The following is a 25,100-nucleotide window of genomic DNA, read 5'->3' as shown; positions in this document are numbered from 1 at the left end:
AGCGGCCGGGCCTAGTTTGTCGCCATGTTTACTGAACTCATCATGGATGTCGGGCAGGTCACCGCTGTTGAACGGCGTGGCGATACCCGTTTCACCATCGCCACCGGGTTCGACCTGGAGACGATCGCCATCGGTGCCTCCATCGCCTGCAACGGCGTCTGCCTGACGGTGGTGGAGACGGGCCGCGACGACGGCCGGGGCTGGTTCAAGGTGGACGTCTCCGCCGAGACCCATTCCAAGACCACCACCGGCACCTGGCAGGCCGGCACGCCCGTGAACCTGGAGCGCTCGCTGCGCCTGGGCGACGAACTGGGCGGCCACCTGGTCTATGGCCATGTCGATGGTGTCATCGACATCGCCGACGTCCAGCCGGACGGCGACAGCCAGCGCTGGTGGTTCGATGCGCCGCCGCACCTGGCGCGCTTCATCGCCGCCAAGGGCTCCGTCGCCCTGGATGGCGTCTCGCTGACCGTGAACTCGGTCGAGGGGACGCGCTTCGGTATCAACATCATCCCCCATACCCAGGAAATGACGACCTTCCAGTATCTGAAGGCCGGCGGTGTGGTGAACTTGGAAGTCGACATGCTGGCGCGTTACGTCGCCCGTCTGGTGGAAACGAAATAATGAGCAACACGCCGGTTTCCGTGGCCCTGTCCAGCCCCGAGGAATTGATCGAGGAGGCCCGCGCCGGCCGCATGTTCATCCTGGTGGATGACGAGGATCGCGAGAACGAGGGTGACCTGGTCATCCCGGCGGAGTGCTGCGACGCGGCGGCGGTGAACTTCATGGCCCGGCATGGCCGCGGCCTGATCTGCCTGTCCATGGACCAGGCCCAGATCAACCGCCTGAACCTGCCGCTGATGTCGCGGGACAACGCCTCCCGCCACCAGACGGCCTTCACCGTGTCGATCGAGGCGCGGGAAGGGGTCACCACCGGCATTTCCGCTCCCGACCGCGCCCGCACCATCGCCGTCGCCATCGACCCCAACAGCGGTCCGCAGGATATCGCCTCCCCCGGGCATATCTTCCCGCTGGTGGCGCGCGACGGCGGCGTGCTGGTTCGCGCCGGCCACACCGAGGCGGCAGTGGACATCGCCCGCCTGGCGGGCAAGCTGCCGGCCGGCGTGATCTGCGAGATCATGAAGGACGACGGCACCATGGCCCGCCTGCCGGACCTGCTGCCCTTCGCCGCCGAGCATGGCCTGAAGATCGGTACCATCGCCGACCTGATCGCCTATCGCCGCCGCACCGAGACGCTGGTGGAGCGTGTCTACACCACCGCCATCGAAAGCCGCCATGGCGGCCACTTCACCGTCCATGTCTACAAGAACCGCATCACCGGGGCGGAGCATCTGGCCCTGGTCATGGGTGACGTGGACGACGGCCGGCCGGTGCTGGCCCGCATGCACGCGCTGGAGGTGGTGCACGACCTGCTGGGCGACGTGCGGCGCCAGGGGGCCGGTGACCTGGACATCGCCATGAGCACCGTGGCGCGCGAGGGGCGGGGCGTCATCGTCGTCATCCGCGACGCGCAGCCCTTCTCGCTGGTGGATCGGCTGCGGGCGCTGGATGGCGCTGGCGCGCCCGATGGCGGCCAACTGCGCGACTATGGCGTGGGCGCGCAGATCCTGCTGGATCTGGGGGTCAAGGAATTGCACCTGCTGACCAACAACCCCAAGACGCTGGTGGGCGTGGACGGCTATGGGCTGACCATCCTCAGCCAGCGCTCCATTCCGCCGCGTCCCCCCGCCCTCTGAGGAGCCGGTCTTTGGCCGAAGCCCCCCACCTGATGATCGTCGAGGCCCGGTTCCATGAGGACATCGGCGAAGAGCTGGTGCGTGGAGCCGTGGCCGAGATCACCAAGGCGGGCGCGAGCTACGAGCACTTCCAGGTGCCTGGCGCCTTCGAACTGCCGGCGGCGCTACAGTACGCGGTGAAGTCCATGGACTTCTACTCCGGCCGCCGCCGTTTCGACGGCTATGTGGCGCTGGGCTGCCTCATCCGGGGCGAGACCACGCACTACGACACCGTGGCTGCCGAGTGCGCGCAGGGCCTGAACGACCTGGTGCTCCGCCATACCCTGGCCCTGGGGTACGGCGTTCTGACCGTGGAGAATCGGGAACAGGCCTGGGCCCGCGCCTCTGTGGCGCAGAAGAACCGGGGCGGGGAGGCGGCGCGCGCCTGCCTGGAAATGATCGAGCTGAAGCGCCAGTTCAGATTGAATACGCGTTAGTTCGTATGCCCTCAGGCGGCGGGCGGGCGCATCCGCGGCCTTGCCTCATCCTCGCTTTCCGGTCCGCTGCGCTTACCCGGAAAGCTCCGGCGGACGCGGTCGCGTCCTATATTGGCAGGAACGGGCGTCAGTGTTCAGCGTCGGTGAGTGGCCGCTTTACGGGCAGGCCCGCTATGCCGGATGATTTTTCGGTTGGCCGGCGGGCCCGGCTGCCGCATCTTTCCCTACTTTCCATTCCCCCTTCCTTCCTGGCGAAAAGCGTTTCCGACATCATGGCTCCCCGTAAAAAGGTCACCCCCCCCGCGCCCACGCCGGAAGTGAAGCCCCCTGTGCCCAAGCGCGCCGGTTCGGCCAAGGCGCGGCGCAGCGCCGCCCGCCTGAACGCCGTCCAGGCGCTGTACCAGATTGAGCTGACCGAAAGCTCGCCCGAGGTGATCATCACCGAATACGCCAACTACCGCCTGGGGCAGGAGTTGGATGGCGACCGGTACGTCTCGGCCGACGGGGAATTGTTCGCGGCCATCGTGCGCGGCGCCACCTCGCGCCAGCATGAGATCGACCCGGTGCTGGCTCAGGCGCTGGACCGCCAGCACCTGGACCGGCTGGAGCTGCTGCTGCGCGCCATCCTGCGCGCCGGCGCCTGGGAGCTGCTGTCCGGCGGCGACACCGCCGCCCGCATCGTCATCAACGACTACATCGACGTGGCCCACGGCTTCTTCGCCGGCCGGGAACCCGGCATGATCAACGGCGTTCTGGATCGGGTCGCCCGCATCGTCCGTCCGGATGAGATGGCCGCCCGCGCGGGCGGCAACGCTCCCGCCTGATCGGTCCTGGTTCGCGCCTGCCCCGTGGGCGTTGAACCGGGCGTATGGAAAGGGTGATCCCGCGGATGGTGGACCCAGAGCCCAATCCCAGCACCCCGGCAGTGGCACCCGGCGCCCCATTGGAGCCGCTGGGCGAATTCGATCGCATCGCCCGCTATTTCCGGCCCCTCGCCCAAGGCTTCCCGGGCGCGCAGGGGCTGCGGGACGATGCCGCCTACGTCACCGTGCCGCCGGGCAAGGAACTGGTGGTGACGACGGACGCCATGGTGGCCGGCGTCCATTTCTTCCCCGACGACGCGCCGGTGCTGGTGGCGGGCAAGCTGTTGCGCACCAACCTGTCCGACCTGGCGGCCAAGGGCGCGGAGCCCCTGGCCTACAGCCTGGTCACCAGCCTGCCCCGCACCCTGCCGGAAGCGTGGCTGGCCGGTTTCGCCAGCGGCCTGGCGGCGGACCAGGCCGAATTCGGCATCCATCTGCTGGGGGGACAGCACCGTCACCGACGGTCCCATCACCCTGGCCATCAGCGCCCTGGGCCTGATCGACACCGGCACGGCGGTGCGCCGCCGGGGGGCGGGGCCGGGCGACCTGGTGTTCGTCACCGGCACCATCGGCGACGCCACCCTGGGCCTGGCCTTGGCGCGCCAGCGCAAGGGGCCGGTCCCGGAAGAGGATCGGCTTTTTCTGCTCGATCGTTTCTACCGTCCCCGTCCGCGCCTGGGACTGGGCCCGGTGCTGCGCGCCGGCGCCACCGCCTCGGCCGACGTGTCGGACGGACTGCTGGCCGACCTGGGGCATATCGTGCGGGAAAGCGGCCTGGTGGCCATGATCGAGGCGGAGCGTGTTCCCCTGTCGCCTCCGGCGCGCCGCATGCTGGCCGCCCACGCCTGCACCATTGCCGACCTGGTCACCGGCGGCGAGGATTACGAGGTGGTGTTCACCGCGCCGCCCGCCGCGCGCGCCAGCATCATGATGGCGGCGGCCAAGGCCAAGATGACCGTCACCGAGATCGGCAGCCTACGCCCGCTGGCCGCTGGCGGCGGCTGGACCGACGGCACGGGCCCCGCCCGGCTGGTGGACGTCATGGGCCGGGACGTCACCCCGCGCGTCGCCGGCTGGCAGCACTTCTGATCCTGGTCTATGGTGGGGCGGGGCTGCCTTGCCATTGGCGCGGCACGGTTTTTTAACGTCCAGGCGCTAGGATGGCGCGGGGGCGGACGCTTGCCCCCTCGATCTTCCCACTGGATGTCCTGTCGATGAAGAAAATCCTTTTCCTGTTGGTGGCTTTGCTGGCGCTGATCGGCGCCGGCGTGGGCGGCTATATCTTCCTTGTGCATAAGGACGCCCAGCCCAAGGTGGAGGAGGAGAAGAAGAAGCCGGTAGGGCCGCCGCAGTTCGTCGATATCGGCCCCTTCGTCCTGCCCATCATGGGCGACAAGCAGATCGAGCAGAACCTGCTGCTGCAGGTGCAGATCCAGGTGCCGTCCGACGAGGCCAAGGAAAAGGTCAAGGAACAGCGCTATCGCCTGCAGAACGCCTATATCGAGGCCCTGTACGGCAAGCTGGGGCAGCAGCAGATCAAGGCCGGCCAGGTCATCGATGTGGTGCAGGTGCGCCGGTGGCTGATCGACGCGACCACCAAGGTGATGGGGGAGGGCGTGGTGGACGACGTGCTGATCCAGGCCGTGAACCAGCACCCGGCCTACTGAGGGCTTAAGGGGGACCCGCGCATGGATATCCGCCACTACCGCGCCGGTGACGAGTCGGGCATCGCGGCGCTGATCGTCCCCATCCAGCGGGAGGAGTTCGGCATCCCCATAAGCTATGAGGAACAGCCGGATCTGCGCGACATTCCAGGCTTTTACCAGACGGGCGCCGGCCAGTTCTGGGTGGCGGTGGAGGGGGACGCCATCGTCGGCAGCATCGCGCTGAAGGACATCGGCGACGGGGCCGGCGCCCTGCGCAAGATGTTCGTGGCCCCCAGCCACCGTGGCGCGCCCCATCGGGCGGCGGCGCGATTGTTGGCGGTTTTGCTGTCCCATGCCAGGGCGGCGGGCCTCACCACCCTGTATTTGGGCACCACCGCTAAGTTCTTGGCCGCCCATCGCTTTTACGAGAAAAGCGGTTTTTCCGCGATTACCCCTGATGAGTTACCCCCAACCTTTCCCCGAATGGCGGTGGATACGCGGTTTTACTTCCTGTCTCTTTAGGGCGTTTCCTACGGGCGATTGCTTAGGCCCTGTTTCCATGTCACTTTTTCAAGGCTAAGCGGCGACTGACACCCAACGTGCAGAATTGGGGCGGCGGCCGCTCTGGGAAACCAGTCTGGGAAAAGGAAACGCCATGACAGGAGTGCTTCCCTTCGTATGGGGGTGCGGCGCCTTGGCCGTGCTCTATGGTCTTTTCACCGCCAGATCCGTTCTCGCGTCCAGCCCGGGCAACGCCCGCATGCTGGAAATCGCCGCCGCCATCCAGGTGGGGGCGGGGGCTTACCTGAACCGCCAGTACCGCACCATCGCCGTGGTCGGCGTGGTCCTCGCCATTCTGCTGTACGTCACCCTGAAATGGTACGTCGCCTTGGGCTTCGTCGTGGGGGCGGTGCTGTCGGGGGCGGCCGGCTACATCGGCATGAACGTCTCGGTGCGCGCCAACGTGCGTACGGCGGAGGCGTCACGCCACGGCCTGGCGGCGGGCCTGTCCATCGCCTTCCGCTCCGGCGCGGTCACCGGCATGCTGGTCGCCGGCCTGGCCCTGCTGGGGGTGTCGGGCTATTACGGACTGCTTTCCCAACTGGGGATCTCGGGGCGGCCGCTGGTTGACGCCCTGGTGGCGCTGGGCTTCGGTGCCTCCCTCATCTCCATCTTCGCGCGCCTGGGCGGCGGCATCTTCACCAAGGGGGCGGACGTCGGCGCCGACCTGGTGGGCAAGGTTGAGGCCGGCATTCCCGAAGATGATCCACGCAATCCCGCCGTGATCGCCGACAATGTCGGCGACAACGTGGGCGATTGCGCCGGCATGGCCGCCGACCTGTTCGAGACCTACGCCGTCACCACGGTGGCGACCATGGTGCTGGCGTCCATCTTCTTCGCCGGCACGGACCTGCTGGCACCGCTGATGCTGTACCCGCTGGCCATCGGCGGCGTCTGCATCGTCACCTCCATCATCGGCACCTATTTCGTGCGGTTGGGGGCCAGCGGCAACATCATGGGCGCGCTGTACAAGGGATTGATCGCCACTGGCGTCCTGTCCCTGGTCGGCATCTGGGCCGTCACCTATTGGGTGCTGCCCGACCACCTGGCCACCGCCTTCTCCGTCAACGGCAAGGACTTCACCGGCCAGACCCTGTATTGCTGCGCCGTCGTTGGCCTGCTGGTGACGGCGCTGATCGTCTGGATCACCGAGTATTACACCGGCACGAACTACCGCCCGGTGAAGTCGGTGGCACAAAGCTCCACCACCGGCCATGGCACCAACGTCATCCAGGGCTTGGCCATTTCCATGGAGTCGACGGCCCTGCCGGCCCTCGTCATCTGCGCCGCCATCCTGGTGACACACCTGATGGCGGGCCTGATGGGCATCGCCATCGCCGTCACCAGCATGCTGGCCCTGGCCGGCATGATCGTGGCCCTGGACGCCTACGGCCCCGTTACTGACAACGGCGGCGGCATCGCGGAGATGGCGGACCTGCCAGCGGAGGTGCGCGTGACCACCGACGCCCTGGATGCCGTGGGCAACACCACCAAGGCGGTGACCAAGGGCTACGCCATCGGCTCGGCCGGCCTGGGCGCCCTGGTGCTGTTCGCCGCCTATAACGAGGACCTGCACTATTTCATGAGCAAGCCTGACGACTATCCCTATTTCGCGGATCTGTCGGGCACGCTGGACTTCGGCCTGGACAACCCCTTCGTCGTGGTGGGCCTGATCCTGGGCGGGCTGCTGCCCTTCCTGTTCGGCGCCATGGGCATGACGGCGGTGGGCCGCGCCGCCGGTTCTGTGGTGGAGGAGGTGCGGCGGCAGTTCCGGGAAAACACGGGCATCATGGCGGGCACGTCCAAGCCGGATTACGGCCGGGCCGTGGACCTGCTGACCCGCGCCGCCATCAAGGAGATGGTGATCCCCTCGCTGCTGCCGGTGCTGGCGCCGGTGGCCCTGTATTTCATCATCAACGCCATCGCCGGAAAGGGGGCGGCGTTCTCGGCCGTGGGCGCCATGCTGTTGGGCGTCATCGTCACCGGCCTGTTCGTCGCCATCTCCATGACCTCGGGCGGCGGCGCCTGGGACAATGCCAAGAAGTACATCGAGGAAGGCCATCACGGCGGCAAGGGATCGGACGCGCACAAGGCGGCCGTGACCGGCGACACGGTGGGCGACCCCTACAAGGACACGGCGGGCCCCGCCGTCAATCCCATGATCAAGATCACGAACATCGTGGCCTTGCTGCTGCTGGCCATCCTGGCCCACGGCTGAGTTACCCCCAGCGCGGCTGGGAGCGACTCGCGTGCAAATAAAAACCCCGGCGGGACGGAGTCGCGCCGGGGTTTTCCATTCCGTCGTACGGGTGCCGGCTCAGCCGCCGCCCTTCTTCTTCTTGTCGTCCTTCTTCTTCTCGCGGTTGAGGTTACCCATCAACTGCTCAAGGAAGGTGACCTCATGGCCCGCCGTCGGGGTCTCCCGGTCCTCAGGGCTGATGTCCTGCTGCTGGTTCAGGTCGATGTCGCCAATGGCGCTGACCACGCCCTGGTCGTTGAAGCTGACCTGCAGCACCCGCTGCTGAACGACCTCGGGATCGAAGAAGGCTTCGTTCTCGGTGATGGCGCCGATGTAATACCAAACGTTGGCATCGACCGTGCTGGTCGTGCTGGGCGAGCCCAGGGCCTTCTGCACGTCTTCCTTGGTGCTGGTCCCCGGGTGGACATCGACCAGACGGCGATTTTCCACCAGGTTGCCGCGGTTGTTGATGGTGGGCGTGCAGGCCGTCAGCCCGATCCCGACAAGGCCCAGGCCAATCAGGCCAGCGGGAGACAGCAACTTAAGGGTCTTGTTCGGCATGGTCTAAGACGTTAATCCCAAGAGCGTTGATCGCGGGTCGGCCCCATTCCACGATTGAAGCACCGCCCGTCCGTCGCAGGGGATGCGATAATCCGGCGCAGAGCACCAACCGGCCCGGGTTTCTGCCATCCCCATCCGGCGCGACGTTCCGCGTCACGCTTGACCGGTGGATGACCACCCCCCATCTGGCCGGTGACAATCGCACCAGCCGCTTTGTCCTGTCAACGAAAGCCGGGTTCCGTGCCGTGATTGCCTTGCTGAAGTCCCTGTTCGGCCGTAACCGCCACCAAGCGGCGGTCCTGCGCCTGTACGCCGGCATCGTCGAGCAGGCGCGCCATCCCGCCTTCTACACCGCGTCGGCCTACACCGCGTTGGCGGGTGAGGGGCGCGGCGTTCCCGATACTGTCGAAGGGCGGTTCGAGGTGGTGACCCTGCATGCCTGGCTGGTGATGCGCCGGCTGGCGGCCGAGGGGCCGGATCTCGCGGCCCTGAACCAGGCCCTGTTCGACCATATGTTCACCGACCTGGATTTCAGCCTGCGGGAACTGGGCGCCAGCGAAATGGTCGTGGGCAAGAAGGTGAAGGACCTGGGCACGCATTTCTATGGTCGCGCCGACGCCTACGAGTCGGGCCTGAAAGCGCCGGCGCCGGCGCTGGAGGCGGCTCTGGACCGCAATCTTTTCGGCTCCACCCTGCCCGATGGGCCAGAGGTGGCCGCCGTCGCGGCCTATGTCCGGGCCTCCGCCGACCGGCTGGGCGCCATGCCCCTGGCCGACATCCTGGCACGGGGACCGGTCTTCGCCGCCCCGCCGGTCCTGTGAGCGTGCGGTTCCCTTACCCTATAAGTGCCCCTTACTCTTTGATATTGAGCGTGTGGAGTTGCCGTCATGGCCGACATGACCCCTGAGTTTTCCCGCCCCGTCATCGCCGACAAGGTCTCCGCCCGCGAGAGCGTGGAGAAGATCACCGCCACGCCGGCGGAACGCGCCGCCCTGGCCAAGCGCCTGGACCTGGTGTCGCTGGACAGCCTGACGGCGCTGGTGCGTCTGCGGCGCATCCGGGGCGGCCAGATGGTCCGTGTCACCGGCGAGCTGGAGGCGGAGGTGGTGCAGAGCTGCGTGGTGACGCTGGAGCCCCTGGCGGCCAGCGTGCGCGACAGCTTCCAGGCCCTGTTCGCCCCGGCCCACCTCGTGCCCAAGGACGAGGAGGATCTGGAGAACCTGGGCCTCGATGACGAGGCCGACCCGCCCGAGCCCATCGAGAACGGCCGCATCGACATCGGTGAGCTGGTGGCCCAGCACCTTTCCCTGGCCCTGGATCCGTACCCACGCAAGGGGGACGCCGAGCGGTTCGTCCATGTCGAGGATTGGGAGGGGGAGGGAGAGTTTCCCGATGCGCCCAACGAGCCGCCCCCGGACATGGAGCAGCGGGACATGGAAGAGCCGGAGTCGCCGGCCGCCGATACCGCGACTCCGCCTGACGAGGGGGGGAGGCCAAGACCAATCCCTTCGCCGCCCTTGCGAAGCTACGCCCCAAGACTTAATTTTGGTCTTTGGTGCTTGCCCTTTGCCGGGATTTCAAGTAATCAAAGCGCCCTGTTTGATCCGGTCCAGGGTTGGGCCGGGTTCCTTGTCGTTTGGCCCCGCGTCGTTTTCCGCAAGCCCGTCCCCAACAAATTGGGGGTGGGAAAAGGGTGGCGATTTCGCTAAAGCATGGGGCCTGACGATGATTAGCAAGACGGCACGTGAGTGGTCGTCTTAATCGAGTAGAGAGTAGACGATCATGGCCGTTCCTAAGAAAAAGACCTCGCAGTCCCGCCGCAACATGCGCCGTTCGCACCACGCCATCAGCGCCGGTGCGCACCACGAGTGCAGCAACTGCGGTGAGCTGACCCGCCCGCATCACGTCTGTGGCTCCTGCGGTCACTACGACGGCCGTGAGGTCGTCGTCGACACTGCTACCGCTGCCGCCTGATCCGGTTCGCCCGGTGCTTGAGGAGGTCGCTGTCCGGTGAGCACACGCCTGCGAATCGCCCTTGACGCGATGGGCGGCGACCATGCCCCGGACATGGTGGTGGACGGCGCGGATATTGCGCGCGAACGCTGCCCCAATGTCGACTTCCTGTTCGTCGGTGACGAGCAGCGCATCAACGCGCTGCTCGATTCCCGGCCGGCGCTGAGGGCGATCTCCCAGGTTCGCCATACTGCTGACGTTGTGGCCATGGACGCGAAACCGTCCGTGGCCCTTCGTGCTGGCCGTGGCTCCAGCATGCGCCTGGCCATCGATGCCGTGGCCGCGGGTGAGGCGGCGTGCGTCGTCTCCGCCGGCAACACCGGCGCGCTGATGGCCATGGCCAAGTTCGTCCTGAAGACGCTGCCAGGCATCGACCGGCCCGCGATCGCCTCCATGTTGCCCACGATGCGGGGCGACTGTGTGATGCTGGATCTGGGCGCCAACTTGGAATGCGACGCCGACAACCTGGTGCAGTTCGCCGTGCTGGGCACGGTGTTCGCCCAGACGGTGCTGGGTCTGCTGGAACCGACCATCGGTTTGCTGAACGTCGGTTCGGAAGAGCAGAAGGGCCACGAGTCGATCCGCGCCGCCGCGACCGCCCTGCGTGCTACGCCCCTGGCCCGCAACTTCCATGGCTTCGTGGAGGGGACCGACATTTCCGCCGGCACGGTGGACGTGGTGGTGACCGATGGATTCACCGGCAACGTCGCGCTGAAAGCCACCGAGGGTGCCGCCAAGCTGATTGGCGAGTTCCTGCGGCGTACCTTCCAGTCCTCCTTGCTGGCCAAGCTGGGCTACCTGCTGGCCCGGGGCGCGTTCAACAAGCTGCGCCAGCGCACCGATCCGCGCCGCTACAACGGCGCCATGTTCCTTGGGCTTCAGGGTGTCTGCGTGAAAAGCCACGGCGGCACCGATGGGCTGGGCTTCGCCAACGCCATCTGCGTGGCGGTGGACCTGGTCCAGCATGGCTTCAACGAGAAAATCCGCAAGGAGCTGGCCCTGCTGCAGGAAAGCCTTCAGGCTGCGGCCGCCGCTTCCGGTACCGATCCCCAGGCCGTCGCCCAGTGACGGTCCATTCCCTCACGGCTGGTTGACCCATGGTAATGCGCTCCGTCATCGTGGGCTGCGGCTCTTACTTGCCGGCCCGCGTCCTGACCAACGACGATCTGGCGAAGATGGTCGACACCTCGGACGAGTGGATCACCCAGCGCACGGGCATCCGCAGCCGCCATATCGCGGCGGAGGGAGAGAAGACCTCCGACCTGGCGCTGGCCGCCGCCAAGGCGGCGCTGGCCCACGGCAACGTCCCGGTCGACGACCTTGACCTGATCGTGCTGGCCACGGCGACGCCCGACCAGACTTTCCCCGCCACCGCCGCCAAGGTGCAGGCAGCCTTGGGCATGACCCGCGGCGCCGCCTTCGACGTGCAGGCCGTCTGCTCCGGCTTCATCTACGCCCTGTCGGTGGCGGACAACTTCATCCGGGCTGGCCAGGCGCGGACCGTGCTGGTCATCGGCGCCGAAACCTTCTCCCGCATCCTTGACTGGACCGACCGCGGCACCTGCGTGCTGTTCGGCGACGGCGCCGGCGCCGTCGTGCTGCGCGCCCAGGAGGGCGAGGGCACGTCGCAGGATCGCGGCATCCTGTCCACCCACCTGCATTCCGACGGCCGCCACCACGACCTGCTGTATGTCGACGGCGGCCCGTCCTCCACCCAGACCGTGGGCCATGTCCGCATGGCGGGGCAGGAGGTGTTCAAGCACGCCGTGGCCAATTTGGCCGAGGTGGTGGGGGAGGCGCTGGACGCCAACGGCCTGGCGCCCGCGGACCTGGACTGGCTGGTTCCCCACCAGGCCAACCGCCGCATCATCGAAACCACCGCCCGCAAGCTGAAGATGGACGCCAACCAGGTGGTGCTGACCGTGGACCACCACGGCAACACCTCCGCCGCCTCCATCCCCCTCGCGCTGTGCGAGGCCGTGACCGATGGCCGCATCAAGCAGGGCGAACTGGTCTTGCTGGAGGCCATGGGTGGCGGCTTCACCTGGGGCGCCGCCCTGGTGCGCTTCTAAGTCAATCGACCTGTGTTGGTATGCGAATGGGCCTCTGGACAGGGGCCCCTTCATTATTTGAGGCGATGGCGTGGTGGCTGTCGCACCGCACCATTTTTGGGTGCTTCGCAATACCGGCGTCACCTTGACGGATGGTCTAGCCAAATCTGACAAGACTTTGGCAAACCTTTGGAATTGACGATTTTACCCGCTGGCATTACCGTTCCCGCAGTTGGCAAAGGGGCCACTGGTCAAGGGAGGGCACCCATGGGAGATCACACCGTCACGCGCGCTCATTTGAGCGAGGCCGTCTACCAGGAGGTGGGGCTGTCGCGGAATGAGTCCGCCGATTTGGTGGAACGCGTGTTGGATGAGGTCGCCGCCGCCTTGGGGCGGGGGGAAATGGTCAAGATTTCTTCCTTTGGCAGCTTCTCCGTCCGCTCCAAGGGAGAGCGTATCGGCCGCAACCCCAAGACGGGTGAGGAAGTGCCAATTCTGCCCCGCCGCGTCCTGGTGTTCCGGGCCAGCCATGTGCTGAAGAATCGCATCAACGAAGTCCTGTCGGCCAGCGGACAGTAAGCCATGTCCGGCACGCCCGCACCTGAGCCCACGGTGCCCGCTGACGGTCCCGAGACTGGCGACGCCGTCGCTTTGACCGACACCCATCCTGCGGATGGGGCGGGCGCTGCGGATGTGCCGGAAGGGGAAGCGGACAGCGAGGTGACAGCGGGGGGCGTGTCCGAGCGTGGTGGCCGCGGCGGTGCCAAGTCCCCCACCGCTTTCCGCACCATCAGCGAGGTGTCGGCGGAATTGGATGTCCCGCAGCACGTGCTGCGATTCTGGGAAACGAAATTCCCCCACATCCGTCCACTGAAGCGCGGCGGCGGCCGTCGCTATTACCGTCCCGACGATGTGGAGATGCTGCGCCGAATCCAGGTGCTGCTTTATAAGGAAGGGTACACCATCAAGGGTGTGCAGCGCCTGCTGCGTACCCCTGGTCGACGCCCGCCCTCCGCCCCTGGCCCCGAGGCCGAGGTGGATGACGGCATGGAGCCTGGCGACGACGGCTGGACGGAGGCGCCAACCCCGCCGCCCGTTCCCCCGCCTGTTCAGACACAGGTGACCCGGACCCAGCCTGAAGAAAAGCTGCGCATCATCGGCCTGTTCGACCACGATCCCGAGGCCGATCCGGAATGGGCGCGTACCCCACCGGAACCGGAGCCCGTGGCGCCCCGCGCTCCCGAGCACCGTGCCCAGGATCACCGGCGCGTTGCCAGTGAAAAGGGCCTGCCGTCAGCCAAGCGTGAAGCGCTGGGTCAGGTGCTGAGCGACCTGGAAGAGATTCGCGACCTGCTGCGGCGGGTCCTCTAAGCTCCTTGCTCCATCGGTTCCGCCGTACCGTCCTGGTCACGTGGGGAAGGCGGCGATGCGGGGCCTCACCCCAACCCGGAAAAGACGATCGACCAGGCGATGAGAGCGTCTTTTGGTGGTCCAGCCCGCTTTCCCGAGCGTGTCGCACCTGCATAACCATTTGTAAAATAAGGGATATATAGAAAAATTCATTTTTTTGACGTTGGAGCCTCCAACAGCGTTGCATTGGGGGGACCTCGTGGATATAGTCCGCGCCCGAACAGCAGCCCACGCTGCGGTTCACTCGAGAGGTCGGAGCGTAGCGCAGCCTGGTAGCGCATCAGACTGGGGGTCTGGGGGTCGCAGGTTCGAATCCTGTCGCTCCGACCATCTCTCGATTATGAAGACGGCGCCGGTCCGGTAATGGACCAGGCGCCGTTTCCATTTCCGGGCTATGTCAGCCCCTCCGCCTTTTTCCCCTCTGTCCTTTGCCCTTTCGCTTTTTGCCGGGGCGCCGACCTGCCGCATACCGCCCGGCCGGCCTCCGTAAGGCGGCAGACCAGCCAATCGGGTTTCAGGGGATTGCTGAACCAGGGGGTGGCCCAGCCGGCGTCCAGGCAGGCCTTGACCGTGGCGGGGGTGACTTTGCTGCCGTCCGGCCAGAACAGGGGCAGCTTGCCGCCAGCCTGGTCCAGGCCGCGCCGCAGCCAGCGCTTTTGCACAGGGGTGGGCAGCGCGGGGGTGGGAGGCACGGTGGCCGGGGATGCCGCCGTGGCCGTCTCGGGAACTGCTTCCTTGCCCTGCGCCATGACTTGCCCCCGTCATCGCCGCCCGTGCCACACTGCGGCGCCACGCCCAGAGTGTGCCCCGACTGCATCCACTGCACGGTGGCGCCGGGCACTCTTGTATCTTACGCTGGCAGTGCCGGACGTCAAACCGCCCCACGCGTCCAGGGGCAGGCGCGTCCTAGGTGGACATTATTTTCAAGGCGAGAGGTGCGTGATGGCGGCGTTCCTGGTCTATATGACGGCGGCCTCGACAGAGGAGGCGCAGACCATCGGACGGGCGTTGGTGGAGGAGCGGCTGGCCGCCTGCGTCAACATCCTGGGGGCGACCGAATCCATCTATCGCTGGAAGGACGGGGTCGAGACGGCGGCGGAGGTCGCCTTCATCGCCAAGACCCGCGCCGACCGGTTCGAAGCCCTGACCAAGCGGGTCAAGGAACTGCACAGCTACGACACGCCCTGCATCGTGGCCCTGCCGGTGGTGTCGGGCAACCCGGGCTTCCTGGAATGGATCGCCACCACCGCCGCGCCACCACCGCCGGTCGACTGATCCAGGCCCAGGTGGGATTAGGGCCGGGCGGGCATGCCATTAGGGAACAAGCGGGGCAGGTCGATCTTGGGGCAGCGGTCCATGATGACCGTGGACCCCAGCGCCCGCGCCTGGGCGGCCGAGTCTTCATGGCAGACGCCCAACGGCATCCAGATGAAGGGAATACCGCGCTGGGCGGCCTCCACCACGAACGGGGCGATGGCCGGCGCGGCGCGGAAGATTTCGACGAAGTCGACGCCATCGGGCAGGTCGGCCAGGCTGGCCACCACCGGTTCGCCCAGGATGGTGGTGCCGACGTGCGCCGGGTGCACCGGGATGATCTTGTAGCCGTAGTCACGCTGCATGAAGGCCGGGACATAGTGTGACGGCTTGGCCGGATCGGGGGATATGCCGACGATGGCCACGGTCCTGGTCTTCAGGAAGACGTCGCGCAGCGTGTCATCGGTGATCGTCTCGCTCATGGTTCCTGGATCCTTAGGGGTGGGGCGATGGGCCCGGCGCCGGGCAGGGCGAAAACCATAAATGGGATACGGGGAGGGAATTTGAAATGACGGACGACAGGCACGCGCCCGACACGGATGCGCCAGGAACGGACGCGCCGGCAACCGACACGCTGGCCGCCATGGGCAAGGCCGCGGTGTTCACGCCGGCGGACTTCGACCGCCTGCTGGAAGCAGGCTTGCCGCAGGCCCACCGCGCCGGCATCCGCACCCGGGAGATGGGGCACGGCACCGTCACCCTGACCATGCCGGCGTCGGAGGATTTCCTGCGCCCCGGTGGCACCGTCTCGGGGCCCGCCATGTTCGCCCTGGCCGATGTGGCGCTCTATGGCGCGGTCCTCAGCATGGCGGGGCACGTCGTGCTGGCGGTCACCAGCAACATGACCATCACCTTCCTGCGCCGCCCGCCGGCTCGGCCGCTGGTGGCCCAAGCCCGCATCGTCCGCATGGGCCGCAGCCTGGCCTATGGCGAGGTCACCCTCTATTCGGAGGGGGAGGACGACCCCGTGGCCCACGCGACGGGCACCTATGCGATTCCGCGGGGCTGAGGCAGGGGAATGGACGGCCCGGCGCCTCCATCCGGGCAATATCCTGGATTCATTGGGAAAACGGAAACGGCACCGAAATCGTCACGCTAAAAAACTCAATGAAATCAATGGGTTTGCAACTGTGGTATCATAATACCTTATCGCTAAGCATTTGATGGCCGGTATCTTTTTACCGTTGACACCCGGCCGTCACCGACATAAAAACCGCGCACTTCGGTGCCGGTCCCAGGAGCGGTGCCCTGGGGCCCATTTTGGCCCGGACCTCATTTTGAGTGAGTGCGCGGATGAAAACCTTGTCTCTCAAGCCGTCTGAGATCGAGAAGAAGTGGCTTCTCATCGACGCCGACGGCCTCGTGCTGGGCCGACTGGCCAGCATCATTTCCATGCGCCTGCGCGGCAAGCACAAGCCGACCTACACCCCCCACATGGATTGCGGTGACAACGTCATCGTCATCAATGCGGAGAAGGTGAAGCTGACCGGCAACAAGCGCAGCGATGAGATCTTCTACTGGCACACCGGTTACGCTGGCGGCATCAAGCAGCGCAGCCTGGGCCAGATCCTGGACGGCAAGTACCCGGAGCGGGTCATCGAGAAGGCCGTCGAGCGCATGATCACCCGCGGTCCGCTGGGCCGTCGTCAGATGGGTAACCTGCGCGTTTACAAGGGTCCGACGCATCCGCACGAAGCGCAGAACCCCGAGGTGCTGGACGTCGGCGCCCTGAATCCCAAGAACAAGGGGGCCTAATCCATGGCTCAGACCATCAACAGCCTGGCCGACCTGAAGCAGGGCGCCGCCGTCGTGACGACCGAGGCCGCCGAGCCGGCTCAGCCGAAGATCGACGCCCAGGGCCGTTCCTACGCCACCGGCAAGCGCAAGGACGCGGTCGCCCGCGTCTGGATTAAGCCGGGCAAGGGCCAGGTCACGGTCAACGGCCGTGACATCACCGTCTACTTCGCCCGCCCCGTGCTGCGCATGATGATCAACCAGCCGTTCCAGATCGTCGGCCGCGTTGAGCAGTACGACGTGGTGTGCACCGTGTCCGGCGGCGGCCTGTCCGGCCAGGCCGGCGCGCTGCGCCACGGCATCTCCAAGGCCCTGACCTACTTCGAGCCGGCCCTGCGCCCGCCGCTGAAGGTCGCCGGCCTGCTGACCCGCGACCCGCGCGTGGTCGAGCGTAAGAAGTACGGTAAGGCCAAGGCCCGTCGTAGCTTCCAGTTCTCCAAGCGCTGATCCTCAGCCGTTTGGATGGTTTTGCCGGAAAGGCGTCTTCCCTCGGGAAGGCGCCTTTTCCTTTTTGGCCTCCGCGCGTATATGCGAAAAGGGTCCACATAAATGCCACCAAGTGGACCTTGCGCGCGGGGCGGGGGCTCGTCACCGTCCCCGCAAGGTCATGGGCCCACCCCAGTTCCTTAGCTCTGCCCCCGGTCCGGGGCGGGGGAAACTGGTCGTTGGCCCAGAGAAAGGACGAAAAGGATGGCGGATCAGAAGTCGCCCGGCCCCACACCGCATGGCCGTGTGCGCCGTGCCTTGGGGTGGCGGCCCAGTTCCCAGACCCGCCTGTGGATTCGCCGTTTGGTGACGCCCTTGGCGGTGCTGGCGGCCCTGGCCTATGTCCTGGTCGACGTCTGCTTCCTGCCCCTGGTGCGCCCCTTCGCCACCCGCATGGGCCGCTGGTCGGCATTTCAGGCCTTGGGGCAGTTTGTCGACCGATTGGGGCCGCGCACCACTTTGGTCCTGTTCCTGGTGCCGTTGATCGTGCTGGAGCCGGTGAAACCCTTGGGCGCGCTGCTGATCGCCCAGGGCAAGACCCGCCTGGGCATCCTGCTGATCGTGGCGGCCGAGATCGTGAAGCTGCTGACGGTGGAACGCCTGTTCCAGCGCAGCCGGCACAAGCTGTTGACCATCCGCTGGTTCGCCCGGGTCCATGGCTGGATCGTGGGCTGGATCGACCGTCTGAAGGCGCTTCCCGCCTGGCGGGCCGTCATGGCCGTCGCCCGGGGCGTGCGGGCCATCGCCGTCCCGGTGCTGTCCGCCGCCTGGCGACAAGCGGCACGGTCCATGGCCCTGGCGCGGGAGCGGCGGCGCTACCGGCGCCCGGGCTGATGGAAATGCCGCGTTTGCGAACGGTGCGTATCCAAAAGGCCTAGGGCAAAGGCTCGACTATTGAGGGTGTGCCCTAGGGCATAAGGTTGCCCCCGCCTGCGGGGCAGTTGGCAGGCAAGATGGGGTTGGGTTGGATGACGATGGATATGACGACGGGCGGCCGCGCCATCGGCGGCGCCGCTTTGGGAATCGCCGGGGAGCTGGCGGCGCTGCCGGCTTTCGCCCGCCTGGCGCCGGACGTGCTCTCCGCCCTGGCGGCCGCCTGCCGTGTCGAGGATCGCGCGCCCGGCGACCTGGCCGCCAGGCAGGGCGTGCCCTTGGAGGATATCCATGTGCTGCTGTCCGGCACGGTGGCCCTGGTGGCGGGCAATGCCGAGGTGGGGCAGCGCCACGGCCCGGAAACGACCTTCCTGTTGGCGGAAGCGCTGACGGGTGCCCCCGCGCCGGTCAGCGTTCGCGCGGTGACCCAGGCCCGTCTTCTGGCATTGCCGGTGGCGGCCCTGCGCGCGCGTCTGGGGACGGGCGCCGACCTGGCGCTGTCGCTGATGGCCGGGCAGGCGGCGCGCGAACGGGTGCTGGTGGAGACGGTCACGGCCCTGCGGGAACTTTCGCTGCCCCAACGCCTGGCGGCGCACCTGTTGCGGGAGCATGCCGAGCGGCGGGCCGGCGGCCGTCTGGAGGTTGACCTCGCCACCTTGGCCACGGCCCTGTCCGCGGCACCGGAGGATGTGGCCTGGACTTTTGCCGACCTGCGCCGGCACGGCGTGGCGCTGGAGGAGGGTGTCGCCGTGCTGAAGGATTTCGACGCCCTGCGCGCCCTGGCGACACCCGCCCCGGTCCGCCGCCGCCTGGCGGAGGAATGGCCCGTGGCCATGTGGGACGTCGATACGCCCTGACGGGCGGCGGTTCAGCCATTCGGGCCCGCCGTTAGACAAGGGGAAGCGCGCCGTCTAGGATCGGGGCCGTGCCCCCACTCCTGGTTCCATTCCATGCTGCCGCCGTCCTCCCCCCGCCGTTTCAAGGCCCGACCGTGCTGGTCGCGCCGGGGATTCGGTTGGCCGAGACGGAGTTGCAGGAGAGTTTCCTGCGCGCCGGCGGTCCCGGCGGGCAGAACGTCAACAAGGTGGAAACCGCCGTGCAACTGCGGTTCGACGCGGCGGCCTCCCCCAACCTGCCGCAATGGGTGAAGGACAAGCTGAAGACCCTGGCCGGCCGCCGCTGGACGGGGGACGGTGTCATCGTCATCACCGCCCAGCGCCACCGCACCCAGGAACGCAACCGCGAGGACGCGCGTGAACGCCTGTTCGAACTGATCCGCGAGGCGACGGTGCGCCAGGCGGCGCGCCGCCCGACCCGGCCAACGCTGGGCTCCCAGAAACGGCGGCTGGAGGCCAAAGCCACCCGCAGCGGTGTGAAGCGGCTGCGCGGCACCGTGGATTTCGACTAAGACATTCCCATGACAGCCCCCACCACCCCCGACGTCATCGTCATCGGCGCCGGCGCCGCCGGCCTGTTCACCGCCATCGCCGCCGGCAAGCGGGGGCGGCGTGTGGTGGTGGTCGACCATGCCCCGGAGGCGGGGCGCAAGATCCTCATCTCCGGCGGCGGGCGCTGCAATTTCACCAACGTGGACGCGCAGCCCCAGCGCTATCTCTCATCCAACCCGCATTTCTGTATTTCGGCGCTGCGCCGCTACACCCCGCGCGATTTCCTGGATCTGGTGGAGCGTCATGGCATCGCCTGGCATGAGAAGAAGCTGGGCCAGCTGTTCTGCGACACCTCCGCCCGGGACATCCTGACCATGCTTCTGGCGGAGGCCGCCGACGCCCGGGTCGAGCTTCGCCTCGGCTGCGCGGTGGGGGAGGTCGAGCGGACTGGGAATGAGTTCGTCCTGGAAACGGCGCAGGGTCAGATGAGCGCGCCCAAGCTGGTGGTGGCCACGGGCGGCCTGTCGATTCCCAAGATGGGCGCCACGGACTTCGCCTATCGCCTGGCCAAGCGCTGGGGGATCTCTGTCGTGGCGCCCCGGCCGGGACTGGTGCCCTTCACCTTCACGCCGCAGGACCTGGCCCGCACCCAGGGCCTGTCCGGCGTGGCGCTGGATGCCGTGGTCAGCACAGGCACCGCCAAGGCGGCCGCCTTCCGGGAGGCGCTGCTGATCACCCACCGCGGCCTGTCCGGCCCCAGCATCCTGCAGGTGTCCAGCTATTGGCAGCCGGGCCAGCCCATCACCGTGGACCTGACGCCCGACTTGGATTTGGGGGAGCATCTGAAGGCCGCCAAGCGCGCGCGCCCCAATGCCGAACTCAAGACCATCCTGGGCGATGTGCTGCCGCGCCGCTTCGCCGAGCGGCTGTGCGGCGACGGTGGGGCGGGTGAGGTGGAAAGCCGCCCCTTGCGCGACCTGGCCGACAAGGCCCTGGCGGATGTGGCCGCGCGACTGAAACGGTGGACCGTGGTTCCCGCTGGCACGGAAGGATACCGCACGGCGGAGGTGACGGTGGGCGGTATCGACACCAACGACCTGTCGTCCAAGACCATGGAGTCCAAGGCCGTGCCGGGCCTGCATTTCGTGGGGGAGGCGGTGGACGTCACCGGCTGGCTGGGCGGCTATAACTTCCAATGGGCCTGGTCATCGGGCTGGGTCGCCGGCCAGGCCGTCTGATTCATCAATCCCCGCTGGCATCAATCCCCGCCCGCTTCCGCCGGCGCCTCGAGTACGGGCGACACGACCTGTCCCGGGGATAGGGGACGGCGGAAGGGATAGGCCAGCTGGCCCAGGAAGGTCAGGGGCACGGCGTCGGCGGTGCCGATGTCCACGGGGGGCCGGCGATCCAGCGGCAGGTAGCGGGTGCGGAAGATCACATCCCACAGCAGCAGGTTCTCGCCGTAATTGGTGTTGCCCTCGGCCGGAATGCGGCTGTGGTGCCAGCGGTGCAGGTCCGGCGTGTTGAACAGCCAGTTCAGGCCGCGACAATCCATGTCCACGTTGCAGTGGGTGAGGAAGCCGATATAGGTGGTGATGACCAGCACCCAGACGATCACGTCCTTGGGCGCGCCCACCAGCATACCCAGCGCCAGGGCGAATCCGCTGCTCAGCAGGCTGTCCACGAAATGGAATCGGCCGGTGTTCACCACCCACAGGCGGGTGACGCTGTGGTGGACGGCGTGATAGGGCCACAGCCACGGGATCTCATGGCATAGGCGATGCGCCCAATAGAGGCCGAATTCGGCCACCACCAGGCCCAGCACCACTTGCGCCGCCAGCGGCCAATGGGCCGGCCATACGCCCCCCGCGGCGGCCGGCGCCACCTGGCTGGCCCCCAGCACGGCGGCGACGCTGGCCAGGAACTGGCCGATGCCCTTGTTCAACGCCGTATGGCTGAGATCCTGCCGCATCTGGCCGTCACTGCGGGACCAGACCGTCTCGTAAGGCATGAGCCGTTCCAGGACAAGCAGGACGCCGGCCATGCCGAAATAGGTGATGTTGTAGGCGAGGATGGGATGGCCCAGCGCAGTCCCATAGGCATATCCGGCAATGCACAGGGCAAGCAGCCCCGGCCACGCGATCCAAGAGAACACCCGGCGCATTCGTCACCCATCTTAGAGCACCCCGGTGTTCAGGGCGCGACGCGGTGGCGGGGCCTGGCGAAAACCAGCCTCTGGCGTGATCCAGACAAAGACCGGTCCCCCATGCGACAGGACCGCCCCGGTGTCGTTTTGCGCTTAGAGGCGGGCCGGCGCAAGGGGCTGCGTCACAGCCAAAGCCACTAAGACGCTGATGCCTCTGGCGCCAGGTAAATCCAGGTCAACTCATGCTTGTTGTGCGAGAGATGCAGCAGGCGGGATCCGGGGATGGCGGCGAAGGCGCGGGCGCTGGCATGGTCGGTCTCGCCCTGGAACTTCAGCGTGCAGATGAAGTTGCGCGCGTGTCCGCCATCCTTCCACTGCCGAACCAGGCGCAGAAGTCGTTCCGGATAGCAAATGACATCGCTGCACAGCCAGTCGACCGGGCCTATCGTGGCCGGCTCCAGGCCGAAGGCGCTCTCCCGACGCACGGTGACGCGGGGCAGGCTGGCGATGCGCGGATCCAGCGGCGCCTTGTCGATGGCCGTGACCTCCGCCCCCAGGGATTGCAGCACCCAGGTCCAGCCGCCGGGGCAGGCGCCCAGGTCCAGGCAGCGATCCCCCGGGCCCGGCATGCGCCCGGCCAGCGTCAGCGCCTCCCACAGCTTCAGGTAGGCGCGATTGGGCGGCGTGGCCTTGTCCTCCACGAACGCCACCTCGCCATTGGCGAAGGCGCTGCTGCAGGCGGGCGAGGCCAGGATGGTGTGTTCGTCCAACAGGGTCCACGCGCCCAGGGGCGCCGTGTGGGCGGGCGAGGGGAAGACCAGGGGCTTGGCCGAAACGTGCGGCAACTGTTCCTGGATCAGCCGCGACCGCCGGTGATGGCCATGCTCATACACCGCCCAGTTGCGCTGGATGGCGCGCAGGGCGCGGGCGCCGTCCTTGATTGAGGCGATGGCGATGCGCCGGGGACTCAGCCAGGTGTTGATGGACCAGGCGGCGGGGCGTGGCGGCGCCTGGGTGATCACCAGGCGGCCATGGACGATGGCCGACGAATCGTCCAGCTCCTCCAGCAGGGGCTCCAGAAAGCCCTCGGCCGCCAGATAGGCGGCGCCAATATCGGCGGGGAGGGCCGCGCCGTCAAAAGAAGGCGCCCCGGGAGCCGTGCTCGCCGGGGCGTTGGTTCCATCCGGATGACCGGTCATGTCGCTTCGGTACTTCTGAACAGGTCGAAGGGCGGGACCATGATCCCGCCGGGGTCTTAAGGCAGGCAGCGTCTTAAGGCAGAATGTCGGCGGACGCAATGACGGCCTGGGTACGGTTGCGCACGCCCAGGGACCGCATCACGGCGGTGACGTGGATCTTCACCGTGCCTTCCGACAGGCCCAGCTCATAGGCGATCTGCTTGTTGGACTTGCCCTCCCGCAGGCAGCGCAGCACATCGCGCTGCCGCTGGGTCAGCGCCGGGCTGTTGCCACCCGTGGCGCCGCCGCTGGACGAGGCGCTGCTGCTGGACGAGCTGGAGCTTTCCCCATGGATGGCCGCCGGCGGGACGTAGATGCCACCGGAGAACACCAGGTTCAGCGCGCTCAACATGATCTTCACGCTGGAGGATTTCGGGATGTAGCCCGAGGCGCCGGCGTCCAGCGCCGCGCGCACGTCGGCCTGGCTTTCGGAGGCGGAGACGATAACCACCGGCGTGCCGGCCTGGATCTCGCAAATCTCCTGGATGCCGGCGAAGCCCGGCCAGTTCGGCATCTGCAGATCCAGAAGGATGAGATCGAATTCCTGCTCGCCCTGCGCGTACTCCAGCGCCTCATTGAATGTGCCAGCCTCGGTGAAGGTGGCATCGGCGCTGAGCTGGGTCAGCAGCCGGCAAAGGCCTTCGCGAAACAGCAGGTGGTCATCACCGATCAGGATGTTCATGTCCGACTCTCGTTCAGAGGTAGTAGGGAACCAAGGTTGCCAGCGAACCCAGACGAATATGGTGTCCTAGACGAATATCGTGTCTGCGTGCGTTAAGCATGCCTTAGCGGCTTTAGCCCATGCCCGTTGGGCAGAAACAGCCGCCTTGGGATGAACAGACCCGGTTCGGGAATATTGGAGGGTCAACTTTAGGCTAAACTACTACAAATTCCGGCCGGGGCTGTCACGCTGATTTGACTTGCGTCACCTGATTTAAGCAACGGAATTAGGCGCGATTGAGGCAAAAGTTACCGTTTGGACAGGATGTCATCCAACGAACGGGCGCGTCACCTGACCATGGATATAGGCATCGGCATAGGCCACCGACGCCCGCGATGGCGGTTTTTCTTGCCACGAAAGCGTCAGAAAGTCTCGTCAGCTTGATTGCACGCCCGCTTGCCGGTATGGCAGAAGGGCGGCACGGACGGGCCGATCCGGAATCGGGGCGGCCCACCCACCAATTCCAATAATCCCCGGTAATGCGGGGCTTGAACTCCAGGGGTCGGTTATGGTCAAGCGCATACGCAAAGCGGTGTTTCCGGTCGCGGGTCTGGGCACGCGGTTCCTTCCCGCGACCAAGGCGATCCCGAAGGAAATGCTGCCGCTGGCCGACAAGCCGCTGATCCAGCACGCGGTCGACGAGGCGAAGGCCGCTGGCATCGAAATGTTCTGCTTCGTCACCAGCCGGGGCAAGACCCCGCTGGAGGATCATTTCGACCTGAACTACGAACTGAACCAGACGCTCAAGAATCGGGGCAAGCTCGACCTGCTGAAGGTGGTCGAGAGCATCCAGATCGACAGCGGCAAGATCGCCTATGTCCGCCAGTCCGAGCCGCTGGGCCTGGGCCATGCCGTTTGGTGCGCGCGTGAATTCATCGGTGACGAGCCCTTCGCCGTGCTGCTGCCCGATGAGCAGGTGCTGGGCGACCGCCCCTGCCTGGCCCAGATGATGGACGCCTACAACCAGGTCGGCGGCAACCTGCTGTCCGTGTTCGAGGTCCCGCGTGAGCAGACCAACAAGTACGGCATTCTGGACATCGGCAAGGACGATGGCCGTCTGGCCGAGGTCAAGGGGCTGGTGGAAAAGCCGGAACCGGCGCAAGCCCCGTCCACCCTGTCGATCCAGGGCCGCTACATCCTGCAGCCGGAAATCTTCCACCACCTGGAGCGTTTCGAGAAGGGCGCCGGCGGTGAGATCCAGTTGACCGACGCCATGGCCAAGCTGATCGGCAAGCAGCCGTTCCACGGCTTCCGCTTCGAGGGCAAGCGCTTCGACTGCGGCGACAAGCTGGGCTTCGTCCTGGCCAATGCCGCCTACGCCCTGGCCCGGCCCGACATGGCCGACAAGGTGCGCGCCGCCCTGAAGGAAATGCTCTGAGCTCACGCCCGGGGCATGTCCGCGCGCTTTAATTAGGCGGCGAAAGACCCTAAAAGGTCACATGCGCGGCACAGGCGTGTCGCCTTAAATGACGGGGTGGTCGCCGGGTAGACACCGACGCCACCCCAGTTCCCGACATCCCGCCGACAGGGCGCCCGATGGGCCCCAAGCGGGGCGCGGGAAAC

Annotated in this window: 30 protein-coding genes, 1 tRNA gene and 1 pseudogene; 26 read left to right on the top strand and 6 right to left on the bottom strand. The window is 66.9% G+C overall.

The window, feature by feature from the left end:
* Window positions 1-24: 24 nt before the first annotated feature.
* The 9 genes and pseudogenes from ULB03_RS12710 (at window position 25) to ULB03_RS12670 (ending at window position 7,521) form a co-directional block, all read left to right on the top strand.
* Complete coding sequence (locus ULB03_RS12710; RefSeq protein WP_322483461.1) at window positions 25-624, top strand: riboflavin synthase; 600 nt, start codon at window positions 25-27, stop codon at window positions 622-624.
* Entirely contained in the window at window positions 624-1,757 is a 1,134-nt protein-coding gene (gene ribB, locus ULB03_RS12705) for a 3,4-dihydroxy-2-butanone-4-phosphate synthase (RefSeq protein ID WP_322483460.1), read from the top strand. Before ULB03_RS12710 ends, ribB begins: the two co-directional genes overlap by 1 nt.
* Before the next feature lie 11 nt (window positions 1,758-1,768).
* Entirely contained in the window at window positions 1,769-2,233 is a 465-nt protein-coding gene (gene ribH / locus ULB03_RS12700) for a 6,7-dimethyl-8-ribityllumazine synthase (RefSeq protein WP_322483459.1), read from the top strand.
* Window positions 2,234-2,505: 272 nt separating this feature from the next.
* Complete coding sequence (gene nusB, locus ULB03_RS12695) at window positions 2,506-3,057, top strand: transcription antitermination factor NusB (RefSeq protein ID WP_246130191.1); 552 nt, start codon at window positions 2,506-2,508, stop codon at window positions 3,055-3,057.
* Between the two features lie 44 nt (window positions 3,058-3,101).
* Window positions 3,102-3,488 (top strand): annotated as a pseudogene (locus ULB03_RS12690) (AIR synthase related protein); the annotation flags it as partial.
* Window positions 3,489-3,612: 124 nt separating this feature from the next.
* On the top strand, window positions 3,613-4,185 hold the full coding sequence (locus ULB03_RS12685; RefSeq protein ID WP_322483458.1) for a thiamine-phosphate kinase: 573 nt from the start codon (window positions 3,613-3,615) through the stop codon (window positions 4,183-4,185).
* A gap of 125 nt (window positions 4,186-4,310) precedes the next feature.
* Complete coding sequence (locus ULB03_RS12680; protein WP_322483457.1) at window positions 4,311-4,763, top strand: flagellar basal body-associated FliL family protein; 453 nt, start codon at window positions 4,311-4,313, stop codon at window positions 4,761-4,763.
* A 21-nt stretch (window positions 4,764-4,784) separates the two neighbouring features.
* Window positions 4,785-5,264 (top strand): GNAT family N-acetyltransferase, encoded by a 480-nt coding sequence (locus tag ULB03_RS12675; RefSeq protein WP_322483456.1) that lies wholly within the window; start codon window positions 4,785-4,787, stop codon window positions 5,262-5,264.
* Window positions 5,265-5,397: 133 nt separating this feature from the next.
* Window positions 5,398-7,521 carry a sodium-translocating pyrophosphatase gene (locus ULB03_RS12670; RefSeq protein WP_322483455.1) on the top strand — a complete coding sequence of 708 codons (2,124 nt, stop codon included), beginning with the start codon at window positions 5,398-5,400 and terminating at the stop codon, window positions 7,519-7,521.
* Window positions 7,522-7,620: 99 nt separating this feature from the next.
* Here ULB03_RS12670 and ULB03_RS12665 read toward each other — a convergent pair whose 3' ends face one another.
* On the bottom strand, window positions 7,621-8,103 hold the full coding sequence (locus ULB03_RS12665; RefSeq protein WP_322483454.1) for an outer membrane protein assembly factor BamE: 483 nt from the start codon (window positions 8,101-8,103) through the stop codon (window positions 7,621-7,623).
* 170 nt (window positions 8,104-8,273) lie between these two features.
* On the opposite strand from ULB03_RS12665, the gene ULB03_RS12660 reads away from it, so the two are divergent.
* From ULB03_RS12660 to ULB03_RS12625, 8 genes are all read left to right on the top strand, one after another.
* Complete coding sequence (locus ULB03_RS12660) at window positions 8,274-8,924, top strand: ubiquinol-cytochrome C chaperone family protein (RefSeq protein WP_322483453.1); 651 nt, start codon at window positions 8,274-8,276, stop codon at window positions 8,922-8,924.
* Between the two features lie 66 nt (window positions 8,925-8,990).
* Complete coding sequence (locus ULB03_RS12655; protein ID WP_322483452.1) at window positions 8,991-9,812, top strand: YceD family protein; 822 nt, start codon at window positions 8,991-8,993, stop codon at window positions 9,810-9,812.
* Window positions 9,813-9,885: 73 nt separating this feature from the next.
* A complete protein-coding gene (rpmF, locus tag ULB03_RS12650) occupies window positions 9,886-10,077 on the top strand; it encodes a 50S ribosomal protein L32 (RefSeq protein ID WP_081486680.1) in 192 nt (63 codons plus the stop codon).
* Between the two features lie 36 nt (window positions 10,078-10,113).
* Entirely contained in the window at window positions 10,114-11,184 is a 1,071-nt protein-coding gene (gene plsX, locus ULB03_RS12645; protein WP_322483451.1) for a phosphate acyltransferase PlsX, read from the top strand.
* Window positions 11,185-11,213: 29 nt separating this feature from the next.
* Window positions 11,214-12,188: a beta-ketoacyl-ACP synthase III gene (locus ULB03_RS12640; protein ID WP_322483450.1), complete on the top strand. Its 975-nt coding sequence runs from the start codon at window positions 11,214-11,216 to the stop codon at window positions 12,186-12,188.
* 246 nt (window positions 12,189-12,434) lie between these two features.
* Entirely contained in the window at window positions 12,435-12,746 is a 312-nt protein-coding gene (locus ULB03_RS12635; RefSeq protein WP_322483449.1) for an integration host factor subunit alpha, read from the top strand.
* Between the two features lie 3 nt (window positions 12,747-12,749).
* The gene (locus ULB03_RS12630) at window positions 12,750-13,538 is read left to right on the top strand and encodes a MerR family transcriptional regulator (protein WP_322483448.1); all 789 of its coding nucleotides are present in this window, start codon (window positions 12,750-12,752) and stop codon (window positions 13,536-13,538) included.
* Window positions 13,539-13,830: 292 nt separating this feature from the next.
* Window positions 13,831-13,907: transfer RNA gene (locus ULB03_RS12625), tRNA-Pro, on the top strand.
* A gap of 62 nt (window positions 13,908-13,969) precedes the next feature.
* On the opposite strand, the gene ULB03_RS12620 is transcribed toward ULB03_RS12625, so the two are convergent.
* Window positions 13,970-14,326: a hypothetical protein gene (locus tag ULB03_RS12620; RefSeq protein ID WP_416211130.1), complete on the bottom strand. Its 357-nt coding sequence runs from the start codon at window positions 14,324-14,326 to the stop codon at window positions 13,970-13,972.
* A 193-nt stretch (window positions 14,327-14,519) separates the two neighbouring features.
* Here ULB03_RS12620 and cutA point away from each other — a divergent pair, with 193 nt between their 5' ends.
* A complete protein-coding gene (gene cutA, locus ULB03_RS12615; RefSeq protein WP_322483447.1) occupies window positions 14,520-14,852 on the top strand; it encodes a divalent-cation tolerance protein CutA in 333 nt (110 codons plus the stop codon).
* Between the two features lie 17 nt (window positions 14,853-14,869).
* Here the strand turns inward: cutA and ULB03_RS12610 are convergent, their stop codons facing one another.
* Window positions 14,870-15,313 carry a CoA-binding protein gene (locus ULB03_RS12610; protein WP_322483446.1) on the bottom strand — a complete coding sequence of 148 codons (444 nt, stop codon included), beginning with the start codon at window positions 15,311-15,313 and terminating at the stop codon, window positions 14,870-14,872.
* 86 nt (window positions 15,314-15,399) lie between these two features.
* Between ULB03_RS12610 and ULB03_RS12605 the strand changes: the two genes are divergently transcribed.
* The 7 genes from ULB03_RS12605 (at window position 15,400) to ULB03_RS12575 (ending at window position 20,670) form a co-directional block, all read left to right on the top strand.
* Window positions 15,400-15,900 (top strand): PaaI family thioesterase, encoded by a 501-nt coding sequence (locus tag ULB03_RS12605; protein WP_322483445.1) that lies wholly within the window; start codon window positions 15,400-15,402, stop codon window positions 15,898-15,900.
* 284 nt (window positions 15,901-16,184) lie between these two features.
* Window positions 16,185-16,646, top strand: coding sequence for a 50S ribosomal protein L13 (rplM, locus tag ULB03_RS12600; protein ID WP_004273148.1), 462 nt, complete (start codon window positions 16,185-16,187; stop codon window positions 16,644-16,646).
* A 3-nt stretch (window positions 16,647-16,649) separates the two neighbouring features.
* Window positions 16,650-17,132, top strand: a complete 483-nt coding sequence (gene rpsI / locus ULB03_RS12595) for a 30S ribosomal protein S9 (protein WP_050898408.1) — start codon at window positions 16,650-16,652, stop codon at window positions 17,130-17,132.
* A gap of 243 nt (window positions 17,133-17,375) precedes the next feature.
* Entirely contained in the window at window positions 17,376-18,005 is a 630-nt protein-coding gene (locus ULB03_RS12590) for a hypothetical protein (RefSeq protein ID WP_322483444.1), read from the top strand.
* A 134-nt stretch (window positions 18,006-18,139) separates the two neighbouring features.
* Window positions 18,140-18,901 carry a Crp/Fnr family transcriptional regulator gene (locus tag ULB03_RS12585; RefSeq protein ID WP_322483443.1) on the top strand — a complete coding sequence of 254 codons (762 nt, stop codon included), beginning with the start codon at window positions 18,140-18,142 and terminating at the stop codon, window positions 18,899-18,901.
* Window positions 18,902-19,035: 134 nt separating this feature from the next.
* Window positions 19,036-19,452: an alternative ribosome rescue aminoacyl-tRNA hydrolase ArfB gene (arfB, locus tag ULB03_RS12580; RefSeq protein WP_322483442.1), complete on the top strand. Its 417-nt coding sequence runs from the start codon at window positions 19,036-19,038 to the stop codon at window positions 19,450-19,452.
* A 9-nt stretch (window positions 19,453-19,461) separates the two neighbouring features.
* A complete protein-coding gene (locus ULB03_RS12575; RefSeq protein ID WP_322483441.1) occupies window positions 19,462-20,670 on the top strand; it encodes a BaiN/RdsA family NAD(P)/FAD-dependent oxidoreductase in 1,209 nt (402 codons plus the stop codon).
* Between the two features lie 20 nt (window positions 20,671-20,690).
* Here the strand turns inward: ULB03_RS12575 and ULB03_RS12570 are convergent, their stop codons facing one another.
* From ULB03_RS12570 to ULB03_RS12560, 3 genes are all read right to left on the bottom strand, one after another.
* Window positions 20,691-21,596, bottom strand: a complete 906-nt coding sequence (locus tag ULB03_RS12570; protein WP_322483440.1) for a sterol desaturase family protein — start codon at window positions 21,594-21,596, stop codon at window positions 20,691-20,693.
* A 179-nt stretch (window positions 21,597-21,775) separates the two neighbouring features.
* Window positions 21,776-22,777 carry an SAM-dependent methyltransferase gene (locus ULB03_RS12565; protein WP_322483439.1) on the bottom strand — a complete coding sequence of 334 codons (1,002 nt, stop codon included), beginning with the start codon at window positions 22,775-22,777 and terminating at the stop codon, window positions 21,776-21,778.
* Between the two features lie 73 nt (window positions 22,778-22,850).
* Window positions 22,851-23,498, bottom strand: a complete 648-nt coding sequence (locus ULB03_RS12560; RefSeq protein ID WP_322483438.1) for a response regulator transcription factor — start codon at window positions 23,496-23,498, stop codon at window positions 22,851-22,853.
* A gap of 547 nt (window positions 23,499-24,045) precedes the next feature.
* On the opposite strand from ULB03_RS12560, the gene galU reads away from it, so the two are divergent.
* On the top strand, window positions 24,046-24,915 hold the full coding sequence (gene galU, locus ULB03_RS12555; RefSeq protein WP_322483437.1) for a UTP--glucose-1-phosphate uridylyltransferase GalU: 870 nt from the start codon (window positions 24,046-24,048) through the stop codon (window positions 24,913-24,915).
* Window positions 24,916-25,100 lie beyond the last annotated feature (185 nt).

The organism is Nitrospirillum goiasense (assembly GCF_034427435.1).
GTDB lineage: Bacteria > Pseudomonadota > Alphaproteobacteria > Azospirillales > Azospirillaceae > Nitrospirillum.
Note: the sequence above shows the minus strand (reverse complement) of the source record. Positions and strands in the feature narration are given on the sequence as shown.

Bases quoted from the DNA above. Each gene is read 5' to 3' on its own strand.
- ULB03_RS12710 (WP_322483461.1), top strand. From the start codon at position 25: ATGTTTACTGAACTCATCATGGATGTCGGGCAGGTCACCGCTGTTGAA.
- ribB (WP_322483460.1), top strand. From the start codon at position 624: ATGAGCAACACGCCGGTTTCCGTGGCCCTGTCCAGCCCCGAGGAATTG.
- nusB (WP_246130191.1), top strand. From the start codon at position 2,506: ATGGCTCCCCGTAAAAAGGTCACCCCCCCCGCGCCCACGCCGGAAGTG.
- ULB03_RS12680 (WP_322483457.1), top strand. From the start codon at position 4,311: ATGAAGAAAATCCTTTTCCTGTTGGTGGCTTTGCTGGCGCTGATCGGC.
- ULB03_RS12675 (WP_322483456.1), top strand. From the start codon at position 4,785: ATGGATATCCGCCACTACCGCGCCGGTGACGAGTCGGGCATCGCGGCG.
- ULB03_RS12670 (WP_322483455.1), top strand. From the start codon at position 5,398: ATGACAGGAGTGCTTCCCTTCGTATGGGGGTGCGGCGCCTTGGCCGTG.
- ULB03_RS12665 (WP_322483454.1), bottom strand. From the start codon at position 8,103: ATGCCGAACAAGACCCTTAAGTTGCTGTCTCCCGCTGGCCTGATTGGC.
- ULB03_RS12660 (WP_322483453.1), top strand. From the start codon at position 8,274: ATGACCACCCCCCATCTGGCCGGTGACAATCGCACCAGCCGCTTTGTC.
- ULB03_RS12655 (WP_322483452.1), top strand. From the start codon at position 8,991: ATGGCCGACATGACCCCTGAGTTTTCCCGCCCCGTCATCGCCGACAAG.
- rpmF (WP_081486680.1), top strand. From the start codon at position 9,886: ATGGCCGTTCCTAAGAAAAAGACCTCGCAGTCCCGCCGCAACATGCGC.
- ULB03_RS12640 (WP_322483450.1), top strand. From the start codon at position 11,214: ATGGTAATGCGCTCCGTCATCGTGGGCTGCGGCTCTTACTTGCCGGCC.
- ULB03_RS12635 (WP_322483449.1), top strand. From the start codon at position 12,435: ATGGGAGATCACACCGTCACGCGCGCTCATTTGAGCGAGGCCGTCTAC.
- ULB03_RS12630 (WP_322483448.1), top strand. From the start codon at position 12,750: ATGTCCGGCACGCCCGCACCTGAGCCCACGGTGCCCGCTGACGGTCCC.
- ULB03_RS12620 (WP_416211130.1), bottom strand. From the start codon at position 14,326: ATGGCGCAGGGCAAGGAAGCAGTTCCCGAGACGGCCACGGCGGCATCC.
- cutA (WP_322483447.1), top strand. From the start codon at position 14,520: ATGGCGGCGTTCCTGGTCTATATGACGGCGGCCTCGACAGAGGAGGCG.
- ULB03_RS12610 (WP_322483446.1), bottom strand. From the start codon at position 15,313: ATGAGCGAGACGATCACCGATGACACGCTGCGCGACGTCTTCCTGAAG.
- ULB03_RS12605 (WP_322483445.1), top strand. From the start codon at position 15,400: ATGACGGACGACAGGCACGCGCCCGACACGGATGCGCCAGGAACGGAC.
- rplM (WP_004273148.1), top strand. From the start codon at position 16,185: ATGAAAACCTTGTCTCTCAAGCCGTCTGAGATCGAGAAGAAGTGGCTT.
- rpsI (WP_050898408.1), top strand. From the start codon at position 16,650: ATGGCTCAGACCATCAACAGCCTGGCCGACCTGAAGCAGGGCGCCGCC.
- ULB03_RS12590 (WP_322483444.1), top strand. From the start codon at position 17,376: ATGGCGGATCAGAAGTCGCCCGGCCCCACACCGCATGGCCGTGTGCGC.
- ULB03_RS12585 (WP_322483443.1), top strand. From the start codon at position 18,140: ATGACGATGGATATGACGACGGGCGGCCGCGCCATCGGCGGCGCCGCT.
- ULB03_RS12575 (WP_322483441.1), top strand. From the start codon at position 19,462: ATGACAGCCCCCACCACCCCCGACGTCATCGTCATCGGCGCCGGCGCC.
- ULB03_RS12570 (WP_322483440.1), bottom strand. From the start codon at position 21,596: ATGCGCCGGGTGTTCTCTTGGATCGCGTGGCCGGGGCTGCTTGCCCTG.
- ULB03_RS12565 (WP_322483439.1), bottom strand. From the start codon at position 22,777: ATGACCGGTCATCCGGATGGAACCAACGCCCCGGCGAGCACGGCTCCC.
- ULB03_RS12560 (WP_322483438.1), bottom strand. From the start codon at position 23,498: ATGAACATCCTGATCGGTGATGACCACCTGCTGTTTCGCGAAGGCCTT.
- galU (WP_322483437.1), top strand. From the start codon at position 24,046: ATGGTCAAGCGCATACGCAAAGCGGTGTTTCCGGTCGCGGGTCTGGGC.